The 20,780-nt window shown below is 62.1% G+C and carries 20 protein-coding genes and 1 pseudogene; 9 read left to right on the top strand and 12 right to left on the bottom strand.

The features are described 5' to 3' along the window. Nucleotides 1-65: 65 nt before the first annotated feature. The 9 genes and pseudogenes from fis to HX821_RS22270 all read right to left on the bottom strand — a co-directional run bounded on the left by fis (nucleotide 66) and on the right by HX821_RS22270 (nucleotide 10,312). Nucleotides 66-386 carry a DNA-binding transcriptional regulator Fis gene (gene fis, locus HX821_RS22310; RefSeq protein ID WP_003186237.1) on the bottom strand — a complete coding sequence of 107 codons (321 nt, stop codon included), beginning with the start codon at nucleotides 384-386 and terminating at the stop codon, nucleotides 66-68. Further along, nucleotides 383-1,396, bottom strand: coding sequence for a tRNA dihydrouridine synthase DusB (gene dusB, locus HX821_RS22305; protein ID WP_003217321.1), 1,014 nt, complete (start codon nucleotides 1,394-1,396; stop codon nucleotides 383-385). The genes fis and dusB overlap by 4 nt, the downstream gene beginning before the upstream one ends. Before the next feature lie 185 nt (nucleotides 1,397-1,581). Beyond that, nucleotides 1,582-2,844, bottom strand: a complete 1,263-nt coding sequence (locus tag HX821_RS22300; protein ID WP_177028628.1) for a DUF3426 domain-containing protein — start codon at nucleotides 2,842-2,844, stop codon at nucleotides 1,582-1,584. 30 nt (nucleotides 2,845-2,874) lie between these two features. Next, entirely contained in the window at nucleotides 2,875-3,753 is an 879-nt protein-coding gene (gene prmA / locus HX821_RS22295; protein ID WP_003217316.1) for a 50S ribosomal protein L11 methyltransferase, read from the bottom strand. Between the two features lie 288 nt (nucleotides 3,754-4,041). Further along, nucleotides 4,042-5,403, bottom strand: a complete 1,362-nt coding sequence (gene accC / locus HX821_RS22290) for an acetyl-CoA carboxylase biotin carboxylase subunit (protein ID WP_003217312.1) — start codon at nucleotides 5,401-5,403, stop codon at nucleotides 4,042-4,044. A 17-nt stretch (nucleotides 5,404-5,420) separates the two neighbouring features. Beyond that, nucleotides 5,421-5,882, bottom strand: coding sequence for an acetyl-CoA carboxylase biotin carboxyl carrier protein (accB, locus tag HX821_RS22285; RefSeq protein WP_003217309.1), 462 nt, complete (start codon nucleotides 5,880-5,882; stop codon nucleotides 5,421-5,423). A gap of 25 nt (nucleotides 5,883-5,907) precedes the next feature. After that, nucleotides 5,908-6,363, bottom strand: a complete 456-nt coding sequence (gene aroQ / locus HX821_RS22280) for a type II 3-dehydroquinate dehydratase (protein WP_003217307.1) — start codon at nucleotides 6,361-6,363, stop codon at nucleotides 5,908-5,910. Between the two features lie 264 nt (nucleotides 6,364-6,627). After that, nucleotides 6,628-7,122 (bottom strand): annotated as a pseudogene (locus HX821_RS32055) (methyl-accepting chemotaxis protein); the annotation flags it as partial. A 1,519-nt stretch (nucleotides 7,123-8,641) separates the two neighbouring features. Continuing rightward, nucleotides 8,642-10,312 (bottom strand): PleD family two-component system response regulator, encoded by a 1,671-nt coding sequence (locus HX821_RS22270; RefSeq protein WP_008439016.1) that lies wholly within the window; start codon nucleotides 10,310-10,312, stop codon nucleotides 8,642-8,644. 274 nt (nucleotides 10,313-10,586) lie between these two features. Between HX821_RS22270 and HX821_RS22265 the strand changes: the two genes are divergently transcribed. The 5 genes from HX821_RS22265 to HX821_RS22245 all read left to right on the top strand — a co-directional run bounded on the left by HX821_RS22265 (nucleotide 10,587) and on the right by HX821_RS22245 (nucleotide 15,909). Further along, a complete protein-coding gene (locus HX821_RS22265; protein WP_003217301.1) occupies nucleotides 10,587-11,654 on the top strand; it encodes a DUF2333 family protein in 1,068 nt (355 codons plus the stop codon). 2 nt (nucleotides 11,655-11,656) lie between these two features. After that, nucleotides 11,657-12,193 (top strand): NUDIX hydrolase, encoded by a 537-nt coding sequence (locus HX821_RS22260; RefSeq protein ID WP_008439015.1) that lies wholly within the window; start codon nucleotides 11,657-11,659, stop codon nucleotides 12,191-12,193. 173 nt (nucleotides 12,194-12,366) lie between these two features. Further along, nucleotides 12,367-12,738 carry a translation initiation factor Sui1 gene (locus HX821_RS22255; protein WP_003217297.1) on the top strand — a complete coding sequence of 124 codons (372 nt, stop codon included), beginning with the start codon at nucleotides 12,367-12,369 and terminating at the stop codon, nucleotides 12,736-12,738. Nucleotides 12,739-12,950: 212 nt separating this feature from the next. Beyond that, entirely contained in the window at nucleotides 12,951-14,864 is a 1,914-nt protein-coding gene (gene speA, locus HX821_RS22250; RefSeq protein WP_003217295.1) for an arginine decarboxylase, read from the top strand. Between the two features lie 181 nt (nucleotides 14,865-15,045). Next, nucleotides 15,046-15,909 (top strand): alpha/beta hydrolase, encoded by an 864-nt coding sequence (locus HX821_RS22245; protein WP_134325668.1) that lies wholly within the window; start codon nucleotides 15,046-15,048, stop codon nucleotides 15,907-15,909. On the opposite strand, the gene HX821_RS22240 is transcribed toward HX821_RS22245, so the two are convergent. The 3 genes from HX821_RS22240 to HX821_RS22230 form a co-directional block, all read right to left on the bottom strand. After that, nucleotides 15,893-17,239, bottom strand: a complete 1,347-nt coding sequence (locus HX821_RS22240) for an MATE family efflux transporter (protein WP_177036408.1) — start codon at nucleotides 17,237-17,239, stop codon at nucleotides 15,893-15,895. The two genes, HX821_RS22245 and HX821_RS22240, sit on opposite strands and share 17 nt — an antisense overlap. Before the next feature lie 164 nt (nucleotides 17,240-17,403). Continuing rightward, nucleotides 17,404-17,706, bottom strand: a complete 303-nt coding sequence (locus HX821_RS22235) for a DUF6124 family protein (RefSeq protein WP_023659366.1) — start codon at nucleotides 17,704-17,706, stop codon at nucleotides 17,404-17,406. A 294-nt stretch (nucleotides 17,707-18,000) separates the two neighbouring features. Next, complete coding sequence (locus tag HX821_RS22230) at nucleotides 18,001-18,291, bottom strand: hypothetical protein (RefSeq protein WP_177036407.1); 291 nt, start codon at nucleotides 18,289-18,291, stop codon at nucleotides 18,001-18,003. A gap of 162 nt (nucleotides 18,292-18,453) precedes the next feature. On the opposite strand from HX821_RS22230, the gene HX821_RS22225 reads away from it, so the two are divergent. The 4 genes from HX821_RS22225 to HX821_RS22210 are packed head-to-tail and all read left to right on the top strand — an operon-like array spanning nucleotide 18,454 to nucleotide 20,738. Beyond that, the gene (locus tag HX821_RS22225) at nucleotides 18,454-18,759 is read left to right on the top strand and encodes a MazG-like family protein (protein WP_008439012.1); all 306 of its coding nucleotides are present in this window, start codon (nucleotides 18,454-18,456) and stop codon (nucleotides 18,757-18,759) included. Beyond that, the gene (locus HX821_RS22220; RefSeq protein ID WP_076017967.1) at nucleotides 18,756-19,505 is read left to right on the top strand and encodes a methyltransferase domain-containing protein; all 750 of its coding nucleotides are present in this window, start codon (nucleotides 18,756-18,758) and stop codon (nucleotides 19,503-19,505) included. Before HX821_RS22225 ends, HX821_RS22220 begins: the two co-directional genes overlap by 4 nt. A 24-nt stretch (nucleotides 19,506-19,529) precedes the next feature. Next, nucleotides 19,530-20,135, top strand: a complete 606-nt coding sequence (locus tag HX821_RS22215; RefSeq protein ID WP_177036406.1) for a DUF4136 domain-containing protein — start codon at nucleotides 19,530-19,532, stop codon at nucleotides 20,133-20,135. A gap of 45 nt (nucleotides 20,136-20,180) precedes the next feature. Further along, nucleotides 20,181-20,738: a DUF4136 domain-containing protein gene (locus tag HX821_RS22210; RefSeq protein ID WP_003212927.1), complete on the top strand. Its 558-nt coding sequence runs from the start codon at nucleotides 20,181-20,183 to the stop codon at nucleotides 20,736-20,738. The last annotated feature ends 42 nt before the right edge of the window (nucleotides 20,739-20,780 follow it).

Genomic DNA, 20,780 nt, shown 5'->3' with positions numbered 1-20,780 from the left:
AGCAAAGGAGTCAGCAAAAAAGGCGTCCGTTTTTACGCGGGCGCCTTTCTGGTTTGATTGAATGCTTACAGCAAATCGTACTGCTTGAGTTTCTTGCGCAGCGTGCCACGGTTCAGACCGAGCAGCTCACTGGCCTTGGTCTGGTTGCCCTTGACGTAGTTCATCACGCTTTCGAGCAACGGCGCTTCGACTTCGGAGAGCACCAGGTTGTACACGTCCGTGACGGCAGCGCCCTCAAGGTGGGCGAAATAATTGTGCAGCGCCTTCTCGACACTCCCGCGAAGGGTCTGGCCTTCTTCGCTCGGCGTGTTGAGGTGCTGTTTCAAATTGACGTTGTCGCTCACGGGTGTTGTTCCACTCACTAAAGTCTCGGTCATCATCGTCATGCGGCCACCCCTTCTCCGTCCCCTGTCACCAGGCTCTTGTAACGCTCGGAGAAGAACTCACGAACGTTGGCGCACTGTGCTTCCGTATCATCCAAACGATTGAAGTGGGCGCGAAACTCCCTGGCGCCCGGCAAGGTTGCGAGATACCAGCCCACATGCTTGCGAGCAATGCGTACTCCCATCACGTCTCCGTAGAAGGCGTGCAGGGCGGCCAGATGCTCTAGCAGAATACGTTCCACCTCGATCAGCTCCGGTGCCGGCAAGGTTTCGCCGGTACGCAGAAAATGCTCGATCTCACGAAAAATCCACGGCCGCCCCTGGGCAGCCCGGCCAATCAACAGGCCATCGGCGCCGGTCGCGTGCAGCACGCGCCGGGCTTTCTCGGCTGAGTCGATGTCGCCGTTGGCAAAGACGGGAATCGACACCGCCTGCTTGATCGCGGCAATGGTGTCGTACTCGGCTTCACCGGTGTAAAGGTCGGCGCGGGTGCGGCCATGCACCGCCAGCGCTGTAATGCCCGCCTGCTCGGCGATCTTCGCCACCGTCAGGCCATTCTTGTTGTCCCGGTCCCAACCGGTGCGGATCTTCAGGGTGACCGGCACATCCACTGCAGCGACAACGGCATGCAGGATCTCGCTCACCAACTGCTCATCCTTCAACAGGGCAGAACCTGCGGCCTTGTTGCAGACCTTCTTGGCCGGGCAACCCATGTTGATATCAATAATCTGCGCCCCCAACTCCACGTTGGCCCGGGCCGCATCCGCCAGCATCTGCGCATCACCGCCGGCGATCTGTACCGAGCGGGGCTCGGGATCACCTTCGTGGATCATGCGCATCCGCGATTTGCGGGTGTTCCAAAGGCTCATGTCGCTGGTGACCATTTCCGAGACTACAAGCCCTGCGCCCAAACGCTTGCAAAGCTGACGAAAGGGCTGGTCGGTGACGCCCGCCATCGGGGCGAGGATCAAGCCGTTGTGCAATGTGTATGGGCCGATGCGTACCGCCGACATAGGACTTCCCTGTTGTGGGGCCGGATCATTAGAGTTCGAAAAAGGGTTGGCATGATACCCGCTCTCGATGACTGGATAAAGGCTGAATTGGATAAAATCTGAGCAGTTATTTTCTTATCGCCGCAGGTTTGGTCAAAGGCGATGCAGTCAATAATCTGCCGTCAAGCACCGGCCAGGCAGCCGTTTCACTCGGGGGAGTGGAAGCTCAGGCTGTAATTCACCGCTTTGTTGCCCGGGTCGAGGATGTCCAGGGCAATGTGGATCGGCGTCTGGGAGGGCATCTCGGTCACGCCTGCCAACTCGCCGCTGAGGTATTCGGCGGGTTTGAAGCGACGACTGGCGATCATATTCCCGTTCATGTCGGCAAAGCGTAGCTCCAGCAGCGGGAACGGTTGGGAGAATGTCGCGCGGTTATAGATGATCGCGTCCACCACCAGGGCACCGGCAAACTCCGGGTGGCTGCGCACCACCAGGTTGCTGCTCTTGATGTGGGCGATATCGACCCGGGATGGCACGGTGCAGCCCAGTTTCGGGCACAGTTCCTGGAACCATGGGCGGTAGGCGTCCTGGCGTGCCAGGTCGTCGAATTGGTAGGCGACGTATTGTCCCGCCAGGCCGGCGGCGGCCAGCAGCACCAGCAAGCCCCAGAACAGGCGGCGGCCCCAGCCGGAGGAACGCTTCTGGGAATACAGGTGCAGCGGGTCGTCTTCCAGGTCCGAAAGCAGGTCGTCGTGGGCGCCAGCCTCGGGGCGAGGGCGCTTGCGTTTGGGCTGCGGGCGTTCCGGTTGTTCGGGTTCCGGCTCGTCTGCTACGGCGGTTACCGGTGGGTCGAGTTCGTCATCGGTGGGGCTTGTGTGCAGCGGTGGTTCGTCGTCCGGCTCGACCGCTTCAAACGACATCGACGGTTCGGTGCGCTTGGGTTTGCCTGGGCTTGCCTTGGCCGGTTGCGGTTCCTCGTCGACCGTTTGCGGGGCTTGGGCCCGTTCATCCCGGGGTTCGCTGAACAGGCTGGAGGCCCATTGCTCTTCCTCGGCCTTGGCCGTATCACGGCTGGCGCTGAGGGCATCTTCCTTTTGCCGACGATCGGCGCCGGGCTGGCGACGGTCGGCACCCACGGGTTGGGTGTGCTGGATCTCGCGGCGTTCCAGCTTGGCCAGTTCTACGTCGAGGTCCAGGTTATCCAGGTCCAGCTCTTCGGCGGTCCATTGCTTCTGACTGATGGCTCGCGGCGCTTGGGGTGGCGGTTCTACGGCTGCCGGCGGCTCTGCCGCAGGTGGTGCCTGGGGCGCGGGCGCATTGGCGCGCTGCTCCAGCAGTTGGCGAGCGGCATTGAACACTTGCAGGCACGACCCACAGCGCACCACGCCACGGGCCACGCTCAATTGAGCGTGGTTGACGCGAAAGCGTGCTTGGCAGTGTGGGCACTGGGTGACGAAACTGTCGGTCATGCGGCCATCCGATTCATGCAGGCGCTCATTCTAGCGCCGACGACCACTGATGCGTACCCAGCCATCGCGGTTGGCGATCGGATCCAGCTCAAAATCCTGGGCGTAGGCGGCGGCAACGTCTTCGCCCTGTTCGGCGAGGATGCCCGACAGCGCCAGGCGGCCGCCCGGCTTGACCAGGCTCGACAGCTGCGGCGCCAGGGAAACCAGCGGCCCGGCAAGGATATTGGCCACCAGCACGTCGGCTTGCACCTGGGGCAATTGCTCCGGCAGGTACAGCGGGAATTTCTCTTCAGCGATGTTATTGCGCCCGGCGTTATCGCGGGAGGCTTCCAGGGCTTGCACGTCGATATCGGTACCGACCGCTTCCTTGGCGCCCAGCAGCAGGGCAGCGATCGCCAGGATCCCCGAGCCACAGCCGAAGTCCAGCACGTTGCAGTCTTTCAGGTCCTGGCCATCGAGCCATTCCAGGCACAGCGCGGTGGTGGGGTGGGTGCCGGTGCCGAACGCCAGGCCCGGGTCCAGCAGCAGGTTCACGGCGTCAGGCTCGGGGGCGGCGTGCCAGCTCGGCACGATCCACAGGCGCTGGCCAAAACGCATTGGCTGGAAGTTGTCCATCCAGCTGCGTTCCCAGTCCTGGTCTTCGATGATTTCGCTGTGATGCTCCGGCAGCGGGCCGCCGGTGAGCAGTTCCATGTGGGCCAGGACGCTGGCGGCATCGGTGCCGTCTTCGAACAGGGCCAGCAGATGGGTGTGGGACCACAGCGGGGTGGTGTTGAGCTCGGGTTCGAAGATCGGCTGGTCTTCGGCGTCCATGAAGGTCACCGACACGGCGCCCACTTCGAGGAACGCGTCTTCGTAGGTTTCGGCTTGTTCTGGGCTGATGGCGAGACGGACTTGCAGCCAAGGCATGGCGGGCACCTTTGAAAAAATGAGTGTGCAGCGGGGTAGGGCTGCGAAAGACGCGCAAGTTTACGCGAGCGAACAGCAGAAGACGACTGTACTGCTGGTGTACACAGAACAAAATGTGGGAGCGGGCTTGCTCGCGAATGCGGTGTGTCAGTAATGGATGTGTTGACTGGCACACCGCATTCGCGAGCAAGCCCGCTCCCACAAGGGGAATGTATCCATCCAGAAAAATCGGGTGGGCAGAAACAACAAAACCGCCCGAAGGCGGCTTTGTTGGGTGGAGCACTTCGCTTACTGATTAGCCAGCTTGTGTTCCAGGTAGTGAATGTTCACACCACCTTCGCAGAAGCCTTCATCGCGAACCAGGTCCCGATGCAGCGGGATGTTGGTCTTGATGCCGTCTACCACGATTTCGTCCAGGGCATTACGCATACGGGCCATGGCCTCGTCGCGGGTGGCGCCCCAGGTGATCAGCTTGCCGATCAGCGAGTCGTAGTTGGACGGAACCTTGTAGCCGCTGTACAGGTGCGAATCCACACGTACGCCGTTGCCGCCGGGCGCGTGGAAATGCTTGACCAGGCCAGGGCTTGGGATAAAGGTTTTCGGGTCTTCGGCGTTGATCCGGCACTCCAGGGAGTGGCCGTGGATCTTCACATCATCCTGGGTAAACGACAGCTTGTTGCCAGCGGCGATGCTCAGCATCTCCTTGACGATGTCGATACCGGTGACCATCTCCGAAACCGGATGCTCTACCTGCACACGAGTATTCATCTCGATGAAGTAGAAACGGCCGTTCTCGTACAGGAACTCGAAAGTGCCCGCGCCACGGTAGTTGATGTCGATGCACGCCTTGACGCAGCGAGCCAGTACTTCCTGGCGAGCTGTTTCGTCCAGGCCCGGTGCCGGCGCCTCTTCCAGTACCTTCTGGTGACGGCGTTGCAGCGAGCAATCGCGGTCGCCCAGATGGATGGCGTGGCCCTGGCCGTCGGACAGTACCTGCACTTCCACGTGACGTGGGTTGGTCAGGTACTTTTCCAGGTAGACCATCGGGTTGCCGAACCAGGCGGCAGCTTCCGAGCGAGTCTGCTTGGCGGCTTCGATCAGTTCTTCTTCCTTGTGCACCACGCGCATGCCGCGACCACCACCGCCACCGGCGGCCTTGATGATCACCGGGTAACCGACTTCGCGACCAATGCGCAGGGCGGTTGCCTCGTCTTCAGGCAGCGGGCCGTCGGAACCTGGAACGGTAGGTACGCCGGCCGCGATCATGGCGTCCTTGGCCGATACCTTGTCGCCCATCAGGCGAATGGTTTCGGCTTTCGGGCCGATGAAGGCAAACCCGGATTTCTCCACCTGTTCGGCGAAATCGGCGTTTTCCGCGAGGAAGCCGTAGCCGGGGTGGATGCCATCAGCGCCGGTCACTTCAGCGGCGGCGATGATGTTCGAGACTTTCAGGTACGAGTTCGTGGCCAGTGGCGGGCCGATGCAGATGCTTTCGTCCGCCAGTTTCACGTGCATCAATTCGGTATCGGCCGTCGAGTAAACAGCGACGGTCTTGATGCCCTCTTCCTTACAGGCGCGCAGGATACGCAGCGCGATCTCGCCGCGGTTGGCGATCAGGACTTTTTGCAGTTTCTTCGCAGGTTTCAACATCGAAGGCGCTCCGCGGTTCAAACGATGGTGAACAGCGGCTGGTCGTACTCAACCGGCTGACCGTTTTCTACCAGGATGGATTCGATGACGCCGGCTTTTTCCGCCGTGATGTGGTTCATCATCTTCATCGCTTCAACGATGCAGATGGTGTCGCCCACTTTCACGGTTGCGCCGACTTCAACGAAGGCTGGCGAGGTCGGTGCCGGGGTGCGGTAGAAGGTACCGACCATTGGCGACTTGACCACGAAACCGTTCAGTTTTGGAGCAGCCGGAGCTTCGGCAGCAGCCGCGACCGGAGCAGCCGCCACGGGTGCAGCGGCCGGAGCCGGCGCTTGCATCTGTGGTGCGTAGAACTGTTGGGCCGGGGTCTTGCTGTGACGGCTGATCCGTACGGATTCCTCGCCTTCCTTGATCTCCAGCTCGTCGATACCGGATTCTTCCAGCAGTTCGATCAGTTTCTTAACTTTACGGATATCCATGAATCATCAACTCCCAAAGGGTCGGTCAGGGGCGCTTGGCCGTGTCTTCAAGCTGTTCCAGGGCGGCCTCCAGGGCCAGTCGGTAACCGCTGGCGCCAAGGCCGCAGATCACTCCTACCGCAACGTCGGAGAAGTAAGAGTGATGGCGGAAAGGTTCGCGTTTGTGCACGTTCGATAAATGCACTTCGATGAATGGGATGCTCACCGCCAGCAGCGCGTCACGTAATGCAACGCTTGTGTGCGTAAAAGCGGCGGGATTGATCAGGATAAAGTCCACGCCTTCGCTGCGCGCGGCATGGATGCGATCAATCAGTTCGTACTCGGCATTGCTTTGCAGGTAGAGCAAATGGTGGCCGGCATCACGTGCCCGTCGTTCCAGATCGAGGTTGATCTGTTCGAGGGTCACTGCCCCGTAGACGCCCGGTTCGCGGGTGCCGAGCAGGTTCAGGTTGGGTCCGTGAAGAACCAGTAAGGTCGCCATCGGCTGTTCCTTGTTATTGATGTGGGCACGGTAGAGCCCGGCGACTATGCCGCAAAGCCTTTGTGACTGTCCAGTTCTATGCAGTAGGCAGCACGATTAGCGAGGATTGCGCAAAATATGTGACCGCAAGGCTGAATCCGGTCAGTGTGGGAGCTGGCTTGCCTGCGATGGCGGTGGTTCAGCCGCCACATGCGTTGACGGGTGCGCCGCCTTCGCGAGCAAGCCCGCTCCCACATTTTGATCTTCACAAGACGGGAGAGCCGGTCAGACGCGGAATGCCTGCACGGCGGTGTTGAGTTGCCCGCCTAGTACCAATAAGTGCTCGCCCTGGCGGCGTCCCTGGCCAATTCGCAGCAAGTTGTCCTCGCCCAGCTGGTGAATCCGCTCGCTGTTATCGCGGATTTCACTCACGGCGCCACTTTGCTGGGCCGTCACATCGGCGATCCGCACGGCGGTGTCGGAAATGGTCTGGATCGCCCCGACGATTTCATCCAGCGCGCCGTCAGCCGCCTGGGCTTGTTCGGCAGTGGCCTCGGCGTGTTCGACCTGGGCACGCATGCCTTCCACCGATTGCCGGGCGGCGGTTTGCAGGCCGGCGATCAGGTGCTGGATTTCGGCGGTGGCGCCAGCGGTGCGCTGGGCCAGGGAGCGCACCTCATCGGCCACCACGGCGAACCCGCGCCCGGCTTCACCGGCCCGGGCGGCTTCGATGGCGGCGTTCAGCGCCAGCAGGTTGGTCTGGTCGGCAATCGAGCGAATCACCGTGAGTACGCCGCCGATGGTCGCGGACTCTTCGGCGAGTTTCTCGATCATCTGCGCATTTATCTGCACTTCGCCGACCAATGCGTGCAACCCGGTCAGGCTCAGGCCGATCACCCGTTGGCCCTGCTCGACGGCCTGGCCCGCGCTGCGGCTGGCCTCGGCAGCCTGGCTGGCGTCTCCGGCAACCTGCTGGATAGTCGCTTCCAGTTCGCCCAGGGAATCGCGAATCTGCGCGGTATCACCGGCCTGGCGCTCGGCCCCGTCGTGCATGCCGCTGCTCAACTCCGCCAGCGCGCTGCTGCTGCCGGCCACTTGCTCGGCGTTGCCTCTGATGGTGCCCACCAGGTCCACCAGGTAGGCGCGCAGGCGGTTCAGGGACTCTTCGATATCGTGCAGTTCGCGGTTGGTCTTGCCCAGGGCAATGTGTTGGCTGAAGTCACCTTCGGCCCAGGTGGACAAAGCCGGCGCCAGGTTGGTCAGTACCCGCGCCAGGCGCCGCTGCAAGGTGTCGATCAAGAGGGCGATCAGCAGAATCAGGCCGATCATCACGCCTTGCATCAGCCGCACTTCGCCCTGGATCTGCGCGTGCTGGGCGCGCACCACGGGCTCCAGCCCGGCGATGGCTTGCTGCACGGCGTTGATTTTCAGGTGGGTGGCGGTGGCCAGTTCGGTGCGTTGCTGGATTTGCTCGCGGGTGCGTTTCAGCTCGGCGGGGTAGCGGGTCAGCAGGCTGTTGAGTTCGCGCTTGAGGTCGACGCCGGTGTCCTGGGCCACGGTTTTTTCAGTGTTTTCCAGGCCCATCATGGCCGAGAAATCGTCGGTACTGGACTCGCTGCTGGCGGTCACTCCCAGTAATGGCAGCTGCCCCAGCACGTCAGCCTGGCTGCGGATATTACTGACTTCGCGCTCCACATCGTCAGCCAGTTCGCTGCGCCCGCTGCTCACCAGCTTGTCCCGGGTCAGGGAGAGTTTCGCCAGGTGCTGGGACGCAGCGAGCAACGGCGGCAGATAGCGCGCCGCCTCGGGCGTACTGACGCCGCTGGCGTACTGGTTCAGTTGCTCCAGGTTGGCACCGAGTTCGCGTTCGGCTTGCAGCAACAGGGCTTGCGGGTCGCCGGCCAGCTTACCGGCGGCCAGCAGGTCGGTCTTGCCGAAGGTGTCCAGGTCGGCAAGGCTGGGACGCAGGTTTTGCGCCAGCTCTGCGGGTAACTCATCCAGCTGCTGCAACAGGTTTTCCAGGCTCTGGCTGGCGCCGCTCAGGCGCAGGGCGTCGCCGCTGGCGAGGTAATCGTCGATATTGCGCGCGGCCTGGTTCTGGAATGTCTGCGACAGGCCAAGGTAGCGCTCCATCAGCAGGTAAGGCCGTTCCAGGGCACGTTGCGACCACCAGAGCGTAGCGCCCAGGGCCAGGCAAACGGCGACCAGAAGGAGGGTGTTCAGATTCGTCAGCAGCTTCAGGCGCATGCGTGGTTTCAACCGACAGCAGAAGTAAGTGCCTGAAGTTATTGCGTTTCCATTACAGAGTTATGACGGATTCGGTGGATTCCGGTGAAAAGGTGGCACTTTGCTTTGATGCGCGCGCCGACATCACCCGGTTACGCCCGGCATCCTTGGCGCGGTACAGCGCCTCGTCGGCCTGGGCCGCCATCATCAGGCTGTCGGAGCCGTCGCAGAGCTCCACCACGCCGGCACTGAAGGTGCACCACAAATCCTGGGGCTGGGCGGGATAGTGAATCTCGGCAAAGCGCCCGCGAATCTCGTCAAGTACTTGGCAAGCCCTGTCGAGGTCGGTGTCGGGCATCACGATGGCAAATTCTTCGCCGCCGTAACGGCCTATATAGTCGGTCTTGCGCAGGCGCTGCTTGAGAAACAGCGCGAGGCTCTTGATCACCCGGTCGCCCATGGGGTGGCCGTGGCTGTCGTTGACCCGCTTGAAGTGGTCGATGTCGAGCATCGCAAAGCTCAGTGGCTTGCTCTCGCGTCGCGCGCGGAAGCTGCAGTCTTCGAGCAGTTGCAGGATGTGGGTGTGGTTGTACAGCCCGGTGAGGCTGTCGCGCACCATCCGCGCCTTGAGGTTGCGTGCCCGCGCGGCGCGGTTGCGTACGGTGGTGATCAGGTGCCGGGGCTTGATCGGCTTGGTGAGGAAGTCGTCGCCGCCTTCGCTCATGGCGTCCAGTTGCTTGTCCAGGTCGTCTTCGGCCGAGAGGTAGATGATCGGCACGCTGACGTAGCGGTCATTGTGACGGATCACCTTGGCCAGCTCGGTACCGGTGCAGGCCGGCATATACATGTCGAGGATAATCAGGTCGGGCTGGAAGTCCGCCAGCTCGGCCATGGCCTGGATCGGTTCGATCAGGGTGCGGGTAACGATACCGGCACTGTTGAGCAGGCGCTCGGTGTGCATGGCCTGGGCCCGCGAGTCGTCGATGATCAACACTTTATAAGGTTCGTACTGGGCGACGCAGGTCAGCACTTCGATTTTTTCCAGCAGGCTCGACGCCTCCAGGGTGCCGGTGAGGAACTCCTGGCCGCCGGCGCGCACGGCGGCCAGGCGGGTTGGGGTGTCGGTTTCGTGCAGGCTGAAAAACAGCAGTGGCAGCTTTTGCTCCAGGCCTTCCTGGGCTTCGGCGGCGAGCTTCAGGCCGAGGCCGGCGCCGCAGAAATCCACATCCATCACAATGGCCGCCGGCAAGCGCTCGGCCATGGATGAGCGAAACGCCGCCACGCTGTCGAGGGACTGGGCGCTCAAGCCGAAAAATTCCAGCTGCTTGGCCAGGCGGTCGGCGCGGTCGTGATCGGCCAACATCACGTAGATCGGCTTGCGCATCGGCGGCAGCAGGGTTTGTTCCAGCTGGTCGCCCTGGCGCAGCCCGGTGCGCGACAGGCGCTGCATCAAACGGTTGAGTTCGGTGATCAGGTGGCTGCTCAGGCGGCCGCGGTTGTCGTCCACCGCCTTGAGTGATGCGCCGATCTGGTGCGCCAACTGGCCGTGTTCCGGCTGCTCGAAGCGCTCGGCAAAGCGCAGCAGGCGCAGGTTGGCCTCACTGAGCTCGGACAAGTCAGTGGTCGACCATTCGCTGCGTTGCAGGCGCTGCCAGATCTCAAGAATTTGACGTGCCTGATGAATTACCCGCTGGGCAAAATGGTGCTTGAGACGCTCACGGCTGGGGTCTTCTGGCTCGGTCATATCCTGACTACTAGTTAGGCTGCATGCTGAGGTCGAACTGATGGCTCTATGCTAGCACCTCTTTTCCGTTGCACGAGTGTCATACGTCAATTAACTGCAAGGTCGCAGAGATTCATTTATCGACCATGCAGTCGCGCGGGCGTAAACAGCGTGCATCCTTTATAGTCGAACCGCGTACTCGCGCCACCCTGGCTAAAAGCGCCGCACTGCTCGGCACGATGGGGCAGGGTTGTGGTCGTAGCTATTGAACTCAAGTGATTGAAAGGATATCGCCATGCTGGACTGGAAAAACCGCGCAGGCAGTGCAAAGGGCCCGGCCCCTGAAACCAAGTCGGCCCCCCGCAGCTATTTCCGTAACCTGCTGATGAGCCGCGCGTTGCTCTCGCTGGTTGCGTTGTACCTGTTGGTCACCGGTGCCCTGGGTTGGTACTGGAGCGAAGAGCCTGCGTTGTTCCCGGTCCAGCAGAATGCGCAAATTGCCGCCGAGAAGGATGGCAAGCAGATGGTGGTGGGCTTTACCACCGTCGAAACCCTCAAGACGGTGGTGGGCACCCTGCTGAACAAGCCGGGTGGCTACATTTCCAACGACCGTTTCCCGCCGGGCCTGTGGATGGACAACATGCCGAGCTGGGAGTACGGCGTACTGGTGCAGGTGCGTGACCTGACCCGTGCCCTGCGCAAGGACTTCGCCCGCTCCCAGTCGCAGTCGGCGGAAGACGCAGACCTGGCCAAGGCCGAGCCGCGCTTCAACTTCGACAACAAGAGCTGGGTGCTGCCGTCCAGCGAGTCGGAATACCAGGAAGGCATCAATTCCCTGAGCCGCTACGAAGCGCGCTTGTCCGACCCGAATCAAAAAGGCGCGCTGTTCTATGCACGTGCCGACAACCTGAACAACTGGCTGGGTGATGTGGCGACTCGCCTGGGTTCGCTGTCGCAACGGCTGTCGGCCAGTGTGGGTCGGGTCAAGCTCAACACCGCGCTGAAAACCGAAGCGCTGGCGCCGGGTGAAGTGCCGCAGGTCGACGAAGAAGTGGTGGAAACCCCATGGATGCAGATCGACAACGTGTTCTACGAAGCCCGCGGCCAGGCCTGGGCCCTGTCGCACCTGCTGCGCGCCATTGAAGTCGACTTCGCCGATGTGCTGGCCAAGAAGAACGCCACCGTCAGCGTGCGCCAGATCATTCGTGAGCTGGAAGCTTCGCAAGAGCCGGTATGGAGCCCGATGATTCTCAACGGCAGTGGCTTTGGCATCCTGGCCAACCATTCGCTGGTCATGGCCAACTATATTTCCCGGGCCAACGCTGCAGTGATCGACCTGCGTCAGCTCCTGAACCAGGGTTGATGATGGACGCTTCCACCAGGGAGGCAGCGCACCGCGCCGCCTCCGACGCCGAACTGATTGCCTGGGTCGACGAGCAGGACAACCTGCTCGGCAGCCTGGTGCGCTCCGATCTGCGCCGGCGCGGGCTGATCGGGCGCTGCACCTTTATTTTCCTGTTCAACTCGGCCGGTGAGCTGTGTGTGCACCGGCGCACCCTGAGCAAAGCCATGTACCCGGGTTTCTGGGACACGGCGGCGGGCGGAATGGTGGCGGCCCACGAGTCCTATGCCGAGTCGGCGGCCCGTGAGCTGGAAGAGGAGTTGGGCGTCAGCGGCGTCGAACTGACCGCCCACGATCACTTCTACTTCGAAGACGGCGACAGCCGGCTCTGGTGCACCTCGTTCTCGGCCGTGTGGGACGGGCCGCTGCGAATCCAGCCGGAAGAAGTCATGGAAGCGCGCTTTCTGCCCCTGGCCACTGTGCTTCAGGAGGCCGAGCAAAAGCCCTATTGCCCGGATGCCCAGGAAGGGTTGCGTCGTTATTTGGCCCTGCGTCGCTAAAGTTGCATAAATTGGCGCCATTTGGCTCTTAGCAAGGGGCGTTTTTGCCGTTACACTGCGCGACTTTTCAGGCTGAACCGCTCTCGCGGTTCAGTAGCGCTGCCCCTGCCTGAGTGGGGCTTCGCGGTCGATGACCCCATCGATCAGTCTTTGTCCTCCCAAGAGGATTGCCGGTGGCCAAAAAAGCCGCATCCTTCGCCGCCCTTGGTGGCCTGGTATTTTCCACCGACGCAGGTCGACACTGCCCGGACTGTCGCCAGCCCGTGGACGCTTGTACCTGCAAAACAACCCTGATTCCCGAAGGCGATGGTATTGCCCGCGTTCGTCGCGAGAGCAAGGGCCGTGGCGGCAAGACAGTGACCACCATCACTGGCGTGCCCCTGGCCGAAGAAGCCTTGAAGGAACTGGCCACCACGCTGAAAAAGCGCTGTGGCACCGGTGGCGCCCTGAAAGACGGCGTGATCGAGATCCAGGGCGACCACGTCGAGTTGCTGTTGGCCGAGCTGATCAAGCTGGGTTACAAGGCGAAGAAATCCGGCGGCTAGCAGCCTCTGTGAAAACCACCCCGATAGCCCGCTGGCTGAACGCGAACTGTCGTCTCCATGGTTTTCACAGAGCCTGTTCCTGACCGGTGTCTAAACTCTGTCCTGCAAGTGGGGTCTACCCCTCTCACAGGCAAATCGTCATTTTCATTCTTTAGACTGCGCCAGCCTCTGATCAGGCCGGTGCACTTCGACTTCATTTATAGGGGACTTCGATGTCCGTACGACGCACACGCAAAGACGATGGCAGCCAATGGACAGTTGCGGACAGCCGCAGTGTTTACGGGATTCGCCATTGGGGGGCCGGGTATTTCGCGATCAATGATGCCGGTCGCGTTGAAGTCCGTCCGAACGGCCCGAACAGCACGCCTGTGGACCTGTACGAGCAAGTCGACGAGCTGCGCAAAAGCGGCCTGTCCCTGCCGTTGCTGGTGCGCTTCCCCGACATCCTGCAAGACCGCGTGCGCCAGCTGACCGGCGCGTTCGACTCCAATATCGAGCGCCTGGAATACCAGAGCAAATACACCGCGCTGTACCCGATCAAGGTGAACCAGCAGGAAGCGGTGATCGAGAACATCATCGCCACCCAGGACGTGTCCATTGGCCTGGAAGCCGGCTCCAAGCCCGAGCTGCTGGCCGTGCTGGCCCTGGCGCCGAAAGGCGGCACCATCGTCTGCAACGGTTACAAGGACCGTGAGTTCATCCGCCTCGCGCTGATGGGCCAGAAGCTCGGCCACAACGTGTTCATCGTGATCGAGAAAGAATCCGAAGTCGGCCTGGTGATCGAAGAAGCCGCCAACCTCAAGGTCAAGCCACAGGTGGGCCTGCGGGTGCGCCTGTCGTCCCTGGCGTCGAGCAAGTGGGCAGACACCGGTGGCGAGAAATCCAAATTCGGTCTGTCGGCGGCGCAACTGCTGTCGGTGGTCGAGCGCTTCCGCGCGGCGGGCCTGGACCAGGGCATCCGCCTGCTGCACTTCCACATGGGTTCGCAGATCGCCAACCTGGCCGACTACCAGCACGGGTTCAAGGAAGCCATTCGTTACTACGGCGAACTGCGCAACCTCGGCCTGCCGGTAGACCACATCGACGTGGGCGGCGGCCTGGGCGTGGACTACGACGGTACCCACTCGCGTAACGCCAGCTCGATCAACTACGACATGGACGACTACGCCGGCGTGGTCGTGGGCATGCTCAAGGAATTCTGCGACGCGCAGAGCCTGCCGCACCCGAACATCTTCTCCGAGAGCGGCCGTTCCCTGACCGCCCACCACGCCATGCTGGTGGTGCAAGTTACCGACGTCGAGAAGCACAACGACGACGTGCCGCTGATCGAGAACAAGGAAAGCCTGCCGGAAACCGTGCAATGGCTGGTGGACCTGCTGGGCCCGACCGACATTGAAATGGTCACCGAAACCTACTGGCGCGCCACTCACTACATGAGCGACGTGGCAACCCAGTACGCTGACGGCAAGATCACCCTGGCCGAGAAAGCCCTGGCCGAGCAGTGCTACTTCGCCGTCTGCCGCCGCCTGCACGACTCGCTGAAAGCCCGCCAGCGTTCCCACCGTCAGGTGCTGGACGAACTCAACGACAAGCTGGCCGACAAGTACATCTGCAACTTCTCGGTCTTCCAGAGCCTGCCGGACACCTGGGCCATCGGCCAGGTGCTGCCGATATTGCCGCTGCATCGCCTCGACGAAGAGCCTTTGCGCCGTGCGGTGCTGCAGGATTTGACCTGCGACTCCGACGGCAAGATCAAGCAATACGTGGATGAGCAAAGCATCGAGACCAGCTTGCCGGTGCACGCTGTGAAAGAAGGCGAGGACTACCTGCTGGGGATCTTCCTGGTGGGTGCCTACCAGGAAATTCTCGGCGACATGCACAACCTGTTCGGTGACACCGACTCGGTGAACATCTACCAGCGTGACGACGGGTCGGTGTACAGCGCCGGGATCGAGACCCACGACACCATCGAAGACATGCTGCGCTACGTGCACTTGTCGCCGGAGGAGTTGATGACTCACTACCGTGACAAGTGCGCCAGCGCGAAGATCACGGCGGCGGAGCGGACTCAGTTCCTGGATGCGTTGCGTCTTGGTTTGACGCGTTCGTCGTACCTGTCCTCGTAAGCACACCGCTTCCAGGCTGACAAAGATCTCAATGTGACAGAGATCCAGTGTGGGAGCGGGCTTGCTCGCGAAGGCGGTGTGTCAGTCGATACATGTGCAGACTGATACACCGCCTTCGCGAGCAAGCCCGCTCCCACATTTGGATCGCCGCAAGTCCTGCAGTTTTTATAGGGCCTGAATAATGTCGAAAAAGCTCCTGCAAGTGTTCACCCTGGCCATCGCGACGCTGCTCGCAGCCTGCTCCCCGATCAAAGTGCTCAACGCACTCACCCCCACCAGCACCTTCACCAAAACCTCCTCCCTCGCCTACGGCGATGACCCCCGCCAGAAACTCGATATCTACCGCCCCGTCACCGCCTTGCCCGACGCGCCCGTCGTGGTGTTTTTCTATGGCGGCAGCTGGAACAGCGGCTCCAAGGATGACTACGGTTTCGTCGGCGAAGCCCTGGCCTCGCGCGGCATCGTGGTGGTGATCGCCGATTACCGGCTTTACCCGCAAGTGCGCTACCCACTGTTTTTGCAGGACGGCGCCCAAGCAGTCGCGTGGGCGTATCAGCACAGTGCCGAATACGGCGGCGACCCCCGCAAGCTGTATGTGATGGGCCACAGTTCCGGTGCCTATAACGCGGCAATGCTGGCACTGGACCCGCAGTGGCTGGCCGGGGTTGGCCTGTCGCCGTCAGTCTTCAAGGGATGGATCGGCCTCGCCGGGCCGTATGACTTTCTGCCGATTGAAAACCGCGATGTGCGCCCGGTGTTCTTCTACCCGGACTCGCCGCCCGATTCCCAACCCATCAACCACGTGAGCCAAAGCGCACCCCCCAGCCTGTTGATTGCTTCGGTGGACGACAACCTGGTCAACCCCAAGCGCAACACCGGCGGGTTGGCGAAAAAGCTGCGAGCGGCGGGTGTGCCGGTGGAGGAGTTCTACTTCACCAAGACCAGCCACGCCACATTGGTGGCGTCGATGTCCCGGCCGCTGCGCTGGCTGGCGCCCGTGCTGGACCGGGTCACGGCGTTTATCACGTTCACGCCGGGCCAGTAAGCCAGCGGTCCTGCTTGTTCAGGCGCCAGACAATTGCCCACAGCGTCAGGCTGCGCAGGGCCATGAACAACAGGAAGGTTATCCACAAGCCGTGGTTGCCCAGGCCCTGCAAGGCCCAGGCGAAGGGCAGCACAATCACCACCGTCAGCAGCATGCCGTTGCGCATTTCCCGGGCGCGGGTGGCGCCGATGAACAGGCCGTCCAGCAGGTAGCTCCACACGGCGATCAACGGCAGTACGGCGAGGTAGGGCAGGTAGATGTCGGCGGTTTCGCGCACGCTCGGGATATCGGTTTGCATGGCGATAAACAGGTGGCCGAACACGGCGAACAGGATCGCGAAGCCGATACTCGCCAGCAACGACCAACCACAGGCCACCACCAGCGAGCGGCGCAAGGCCTGGCGGTCGTGGGCGCCGATGGCGTGGCCGCACAAGGCTTCCACGGCGTGGGCCAGTCCGTCCAGGGCGTGGGCCGTCAGCAACAGACCATTGAGCAGCAGCGCATTCGCCGCCACCGTGGCATCCCCCAAGCGAGCGCCTTGCACGGTGATCATGAAAAACACCGATTGCAGGGCCAGGCTGCGGATGAAGATATCGCGGTTCACCGCCAGCAGCGGGCGCCAGCTTTGCCACAGCTTGAGCGCGGCCCAGGCGATATGGCCGGGGTAGGCGCGCAGGGCTTTTTGGGTGAGGGCCAGGCCGAGCAGGGCGCCGGTCCATTCGGCGATCACCGAGGCGCGGGCCGAGCCGACCACGCCCCAATCCAGACCCAGCACGAACCACAGGTTGAGCGCGATGTTCACGAGGTTGGTGGTCAGCAGAATCGCCAGCGGCGCGCGGGCGTTCTGGGTGCCAAGGAACCAGCCCACCAGCGCATAGCTGGCCAGCGCTGCGGGCAGGCCGAGGAGCCGGGTGTGGAAGAATTCGCGGGTCAGTTGGTTAAGTTCGGGCGAGGGCTGCATCCAGTCCAGCACCAGGCCGCTTAACGGAATGCCGATGCTGCCCAGCAACATCGCCAGGCCCAGCGCCAGCAGCAGTCCTTGCAACAGAATCTGCCGCAGCGCCGCGCCATCACCACGCCCGGCGGCCTGGGCGGCAAACCCGGTGGAGCCCATGCGCAGGAAGCCCATGGCCCAGGCGAGGAAGGTGTACAGGCTGGCGCCAACGGCCACGGCGCCGAGTTGGTGGGCGTGGGGCAGGTGGCCGATGACCATGCTGTCCACCAGCGCCACCAGTGGTACGGAGATGTTCGACAGGATCATCGGCGCGGCGAGGGCCCACACGCGGCGGTGGGTAGGGCGGTCGCGCCAGTCGGTTAGCAGGGAAGTCATGCGGGCTCCTTTGGGGAGCGGTAGTGTAACTGTCCATTAGCTGCGCCGCAGGGCCAATGTGGGAGCGGGCTTGCTCGCGAAAGCGGTGTGTCAGTCGCCGGATGTATTGGCTGATCCACCGCTTTCGCGAGCAAGCCCGCTCCCACATTTTTGACCGCGTAGTGTCAGGTTTTGCGCGGGTGCAGGCATTCGATGGAGCGGTCGACGGTGGTCTTGGCAATTTCCAGCAGATGCCACACCGCCAGGATCTTCGCGCGCTGCGGGCTTTCCAGCAGTTCGCCGCAATCAAGCGCAGTCGCCGAGGCGCTGCTGAGCAGGCTGGCGGTGTAGAGCAGGGAATCTTCGAAGCTCAGGTCTTCGTTGATGGTGTGGAAGCCTTGGGATGGCAGGTAATGTTCGAGGGCGCGATTGAAGGCGGCGCGGTCGTTGAGGAGGTCGCTGGGTGGGTCGGGGACGAGCTTATGCATGGTGTAACTCCACTAGTAGGTAAGGAGCTGACACCCGCGCGACTAAACGAGGGTGGCGGCTGTACGCAGGTTAGTCGACCGGCTAGTGGAACCCGGCGCACCCGAAGGTGCCCTGCGCACAGCCGCCATGAAGCATGGCGACAACTTGCGCTCACTAATTCCGGGCGACTAAACCCGATCACTGATATGCAGTGAAGGGCCGAAGACTAGCCACCCATCCCAACAGGCACAAGGCCGAAAGATTGTCTCGGAAACGTCCCTCAAATTAAAGGGATTTACCCTGCTGGCCCTTTATTAATGCACCACCCAACTGAGCACCCAGAGCCCGAGCATCAACCAGATAATCCCCATGATGATTGAAGCCCGCATAAACGCGCGCACCGCCGAGTACAGCAGCATCAAGCCGATAATCAGCATGAGGATGCTGATGATCGAGGTGTCCATCCCCAAGGATCTGGACAGCCCGTCGACAAAGTCGCCGCCCGCGAGGGACAGGGTATTGAACAGCCCGCTGAACAACTCGACGATAAAGTGGATGATCTGGCCGATCTTGAGACCCAGCCATCCGAAAAAGTCTGTTTGCATGTGTGTGTCCTGATAAGACGGTGGGCGTAGCTGCCGAACCTGAGCCTTTGTTCGTTATTGGCCCAAGCTAGTTCCCTTCTAGCATAGAGGTTTACGGGCCGCAGGGATTCACTTGCCTTCGCGCGGCTTGCGCCCGAAGCTATACACCTTCAGGAGCCCCCCATGAACCTCGATCACCTCACCGAACGCCTGCACCGCATCCGCGATACCAACGACTGGAAGCAGTTCCACAGCCCCAAGAACCTGGCCATGGCCGCCAGCGTCGAAATGGCAGAGCTGGTGGAAATTTTCCAATGGTTGAGCGAAGACCAGTCGCGCGAGTTACCCGCCGACAAACTCGCCCATGCCGGCCAGGAAGTGGGTGACATTGTGCTGTATCTGCTGCTGTTGTGCAGTGAATTGGGGTTGGACATGGATCAGGTGGTACAGGCCAAGCTGGCCGACAGCGAACGGCGGTTTGCCAAATGAGCGACCGTCATTTCGACCAGTTGGCCACCCGCTTTGCCGAGAAGATCTACGGCGGCGCCAAGGGCGCGATTCGCCTGGCGGTGCTGCAAGCCGATCTGATTGAAGCGCTGCCGGACCGCCCGCTGCGGGTACTGGATATCGGCGCGGGGCTGGGCCATATGTCGCTGTGGCTGGCCGAGCGCGGCCACGATGTAACCCTGGCCGAACCCGCCGAGCCGATGCTCGAAGGCGCCCGCCAGCGTTTCGCCGAAGCCGGGCAGACAGCCACGTTCATTCAAGCCCCCTGGCAAGACCTGCTGGGCCAGCTCACCGAACCCTACGACCTGGTGCTGTGCCACGCCGTGCTGGAATGGCTGGCCGAACCCCATGCGATCCTGCCGGTGCTGCACCAGTTGACCGCGCCCGGTGGCTGGCTGTCGCTGGCCTTCTATAACCGCGACGCCTTGATTTACCGCAACCTGCTCAAAGGCCACTTCCGCAAAATGCGCAAGAACGACATGGCCGGCGAAAAGCAGAGCCTTACGCCGCAACAACCCCTGGACCCACGGGAGTTGGCGACGCAACTAGAGGGCCTGTGGCAGGTCGAAACCCAAAGTGGCGTGCGGGTGTTCCACGACTATATGCCGGTGGAATTCCAGGCCCGCGCCGAGTTGCAGGATTTGTTGGAGATGGAGCTCGCACACCGTCGTCACCCAAGCTTTGCCGGACTTGGGCGTTATTTGCACTGGATCTGCCGTCCGGTTTAAGCGGCCCAGTCTGCGGAGGTCGAAATGAAGCGCTGTCTTGGACTGATCCTGCTGGGCCTGGGCCTGGCGGGTTGCCAAAGCCCCAACCCGTATGTGGCGGCGTCTGCCCCGATGCCGCCGGCGCCTGCCCAGGCGGCCAACACCTTTGATGCCAGCGCTTACCCGGCGCCGGTGCGCGACTACGGCGTGTACCGCAGTTGGGCCTGGCTCAACAACCAGCTGCCGGCGGGCTCGGCCTGGGCGGATTCGGCGCAGATTGCCGAGGCGGTCAGCGGCGCCCTCGACCAGCGCGGCCTGCGCCCCTTGCATGACAACCGCGCCCCCGACCTGCTGGTAAGCGCCGACGTGCGCCTGGAAAAACGCCTGCGCCAGGTCCAGGACGACTATGGCTATGGTTACGGCGGTTATAACCGCTACGGCAACGGCTACGGCATGTACAACACGGTGCCGGTGGTACGCACTTATGAAGTGACGGTGGCCGTGGCGCGCATCAGCCTGTTCGACGCGCGCACCCGCCAGCCGGTATGGAGCACCAGCGCCGAAACCACGAGCCAGGGCAGCCTCAGCGAGCGCGCCGACTCGCTGCGTGAGGCGATGCAAAAGGCAATGACTGCCTACCCACCCAGTTAGCAGCTATTCTCATCTCAGGCCCGGATTGTCTTTTGGAGAAAAACCATGCTTCGTCGTATTGCTGCACTTGCTGTTGTTGTGTTGCTGGGCGGTTGCCAGACCAGCCAGGTCAACCATGATTTCGACGCCAGCCGGGACTTTGGCGCCTACCGCAGCTGGAGCTGGAAAGAGCCCGCGCTGCAATACCGCCCGGATGACCCACGGATCAAGAGTGACCTCACCGAACAGCGCATCCGCCAGGCCGTGGGCGAACAGCTCGACCAGCGTGGCCTGCGTCCTGCGGCGCCGGGCACCAAAGCTGACCTGAATGTACAGACCTACCTGATCGTCGAAGACCGCCAGCAACAAGTCACCACCAATTACGGCGGCGCCTGGGGCGGCCCGTGGAATGGTTACTGGGGCGCGCCGATGTATAACGAAACCCGCAACATCACCTACAAGGTCGCGACCATCCAGATTGACTTGCTCGACGGCAAGGACGGCAAGCTGGTGTGGCGTGGCAGCGATGAGCAGATCCTCGCCAGCTCGCCTGAACCCCAAGACCGCAGTGCCGCTATTCGTGCCACGGTGACCAAGGTGCTTTCCAACTACCCGCCGCATTGATCGTCTGATCAGCCCTCCGCCAGTCGTCGATCTATGGCGACT

The sequence above is a fragment of the Pseudomonas sp. B6001 genome, assembly GCF_013386015.1.
Taxonomy (GTDB): domain Bacteria; phylum Pseudomonadota; class Gammaproteobacteria; order Pseudomonadales; family Pseudomonadaceae; genus Aquipseudomonas.
This window is presented reverse-complemented; position numbering and strand designations above follow the sequence as displayed.

Bases quoted from the DNA above. Each gene is read 5' to 3' on its own strand.
- HX821_RS22235 (WP_023659366.1), bottom strand. From the start codon at position 17,706: ATGCATAAGCTCGTCCCCGACCCACCCAGCGACCTCCTCAACGACCGC.
- HX821_RS22260 (WP_008439015.1), top strand. From the start codon at position 11,657: ATGGACGCTTCCACCAGGGAGGCAGCGCACCGCGCCGCCTCCGACGCC.
- HX821_RS22245 (WP_134325668.1), top strand. From the start codon at position 15,046: ATGTCGAAAAAGCTCCTGCAAGTGTTCACCCTGGCCATCGCGACGCTG.
- speA (WP_003217295.1), top strand. From the start codon at position 12,951: ATGTCCGTACGACGCACACGCAAAGACGATGGCAGCCAATGGACAGTT.
- HX821_RS22240 (WP_177036408.1), bottom strand. From the start codon at position 17,239: ATGACTTCCCTGCTAACCGACTGGCGCGACCGCCCTACCCACCGCCGC.
- HX821_RS22270 (WP_008439016.1), bottom strand. From the start codon at position 10,312: ATGACCGAGCCAGAAGACCCCAGCCGTGAGCGTCTCAAGCACCATTTT.
- HX821_RS22225 (WP_008439012.1), top strand. From the start codon at position 18,454: ATGAACCTCGATCACCTCACCGAACGCCTGCACCGCATCCGCGATACC.
- HX821_RS22210 (WP_003212927.1), top strand. From the start codon at position 20,181: ATGCTTCGTCGTATTGCTGCACTTGCTGTTGTTGTGTTGCTGGGCGGT.
- aroQ (WP_003217307.1), bottom strand. From the start codon at position 6,363: ATGGCGACCTTACTGGTTCTTCACGGACCCAACCTGAACCTGCTCGGC.
- HX821_RS22265 (WP_003217301.1), top strand. From the start codon at position 10,587: ATGCTGGACTGGAAAAACCGCGCAGGCAGTGCAAAGGGCCCGGCCCCT.
- accB (WP_003217309.1), bottom strand. From the start codon at position 5,882: ATGGATATCCGTAAAGTTAAGAAACTGATCGAACTGCTGGAAGAATCC.
- dusB (WP_003217321.1), bottom strand. From the start codon at position 1,396: ATGTCGGCGGTACGCATCGGCCCATACACATTGCACAACGGCTTGATC.
- HX821_RS22220 (WP_076017967.1), top strand. From the start codon at position 18,756: ATGAGCGACCGTCATTTCGACCAGTTGGCCACCCGCTTTGCCGAGAAG.
- prmA (WP_003217316.1), bottom strand. From the start codon at position 3,753: ATGCCTTGGCTGCAAGTCCGTCTCGCCATCAGCCCAGAACAAGCCGAA.
- accC (WP_003217312.1), bottom strand. From the start codon at position 5,403: ATGTTGAAACCTGCGAAGAAACTGCAAAAAGTCCTGATCGCCAACCGC.
- HX821_RS22300 (WP_177028628.1), bottom strand. From the start codon at position 2,844: ATGACCGACAGTTTCGTCACCCAGTGCCCACACTGCCAAGCACGCTTT.
- HX821_RS22215 (WP_177036406.1), top strand. From the start codon at position 19,530: ATGAAGCGCTGTCTTGGACTGATCCTGCTGGGCCTGGGCCTGGCGGGT.
- fis (WP_003186237.1), bottom strand. From the start codon at position 386: ATGACGATGATGACCGAGACTTTAGTGAGTGGAACAACACCCGTGAGC.
- HX821_RS22230 (WP_177036407.1), bottom strand. From the start codon at position 18,291: ATGCAAACAGACTTTTTCGGATGGCTGGGTCTCAAGATCGGCCAGATC.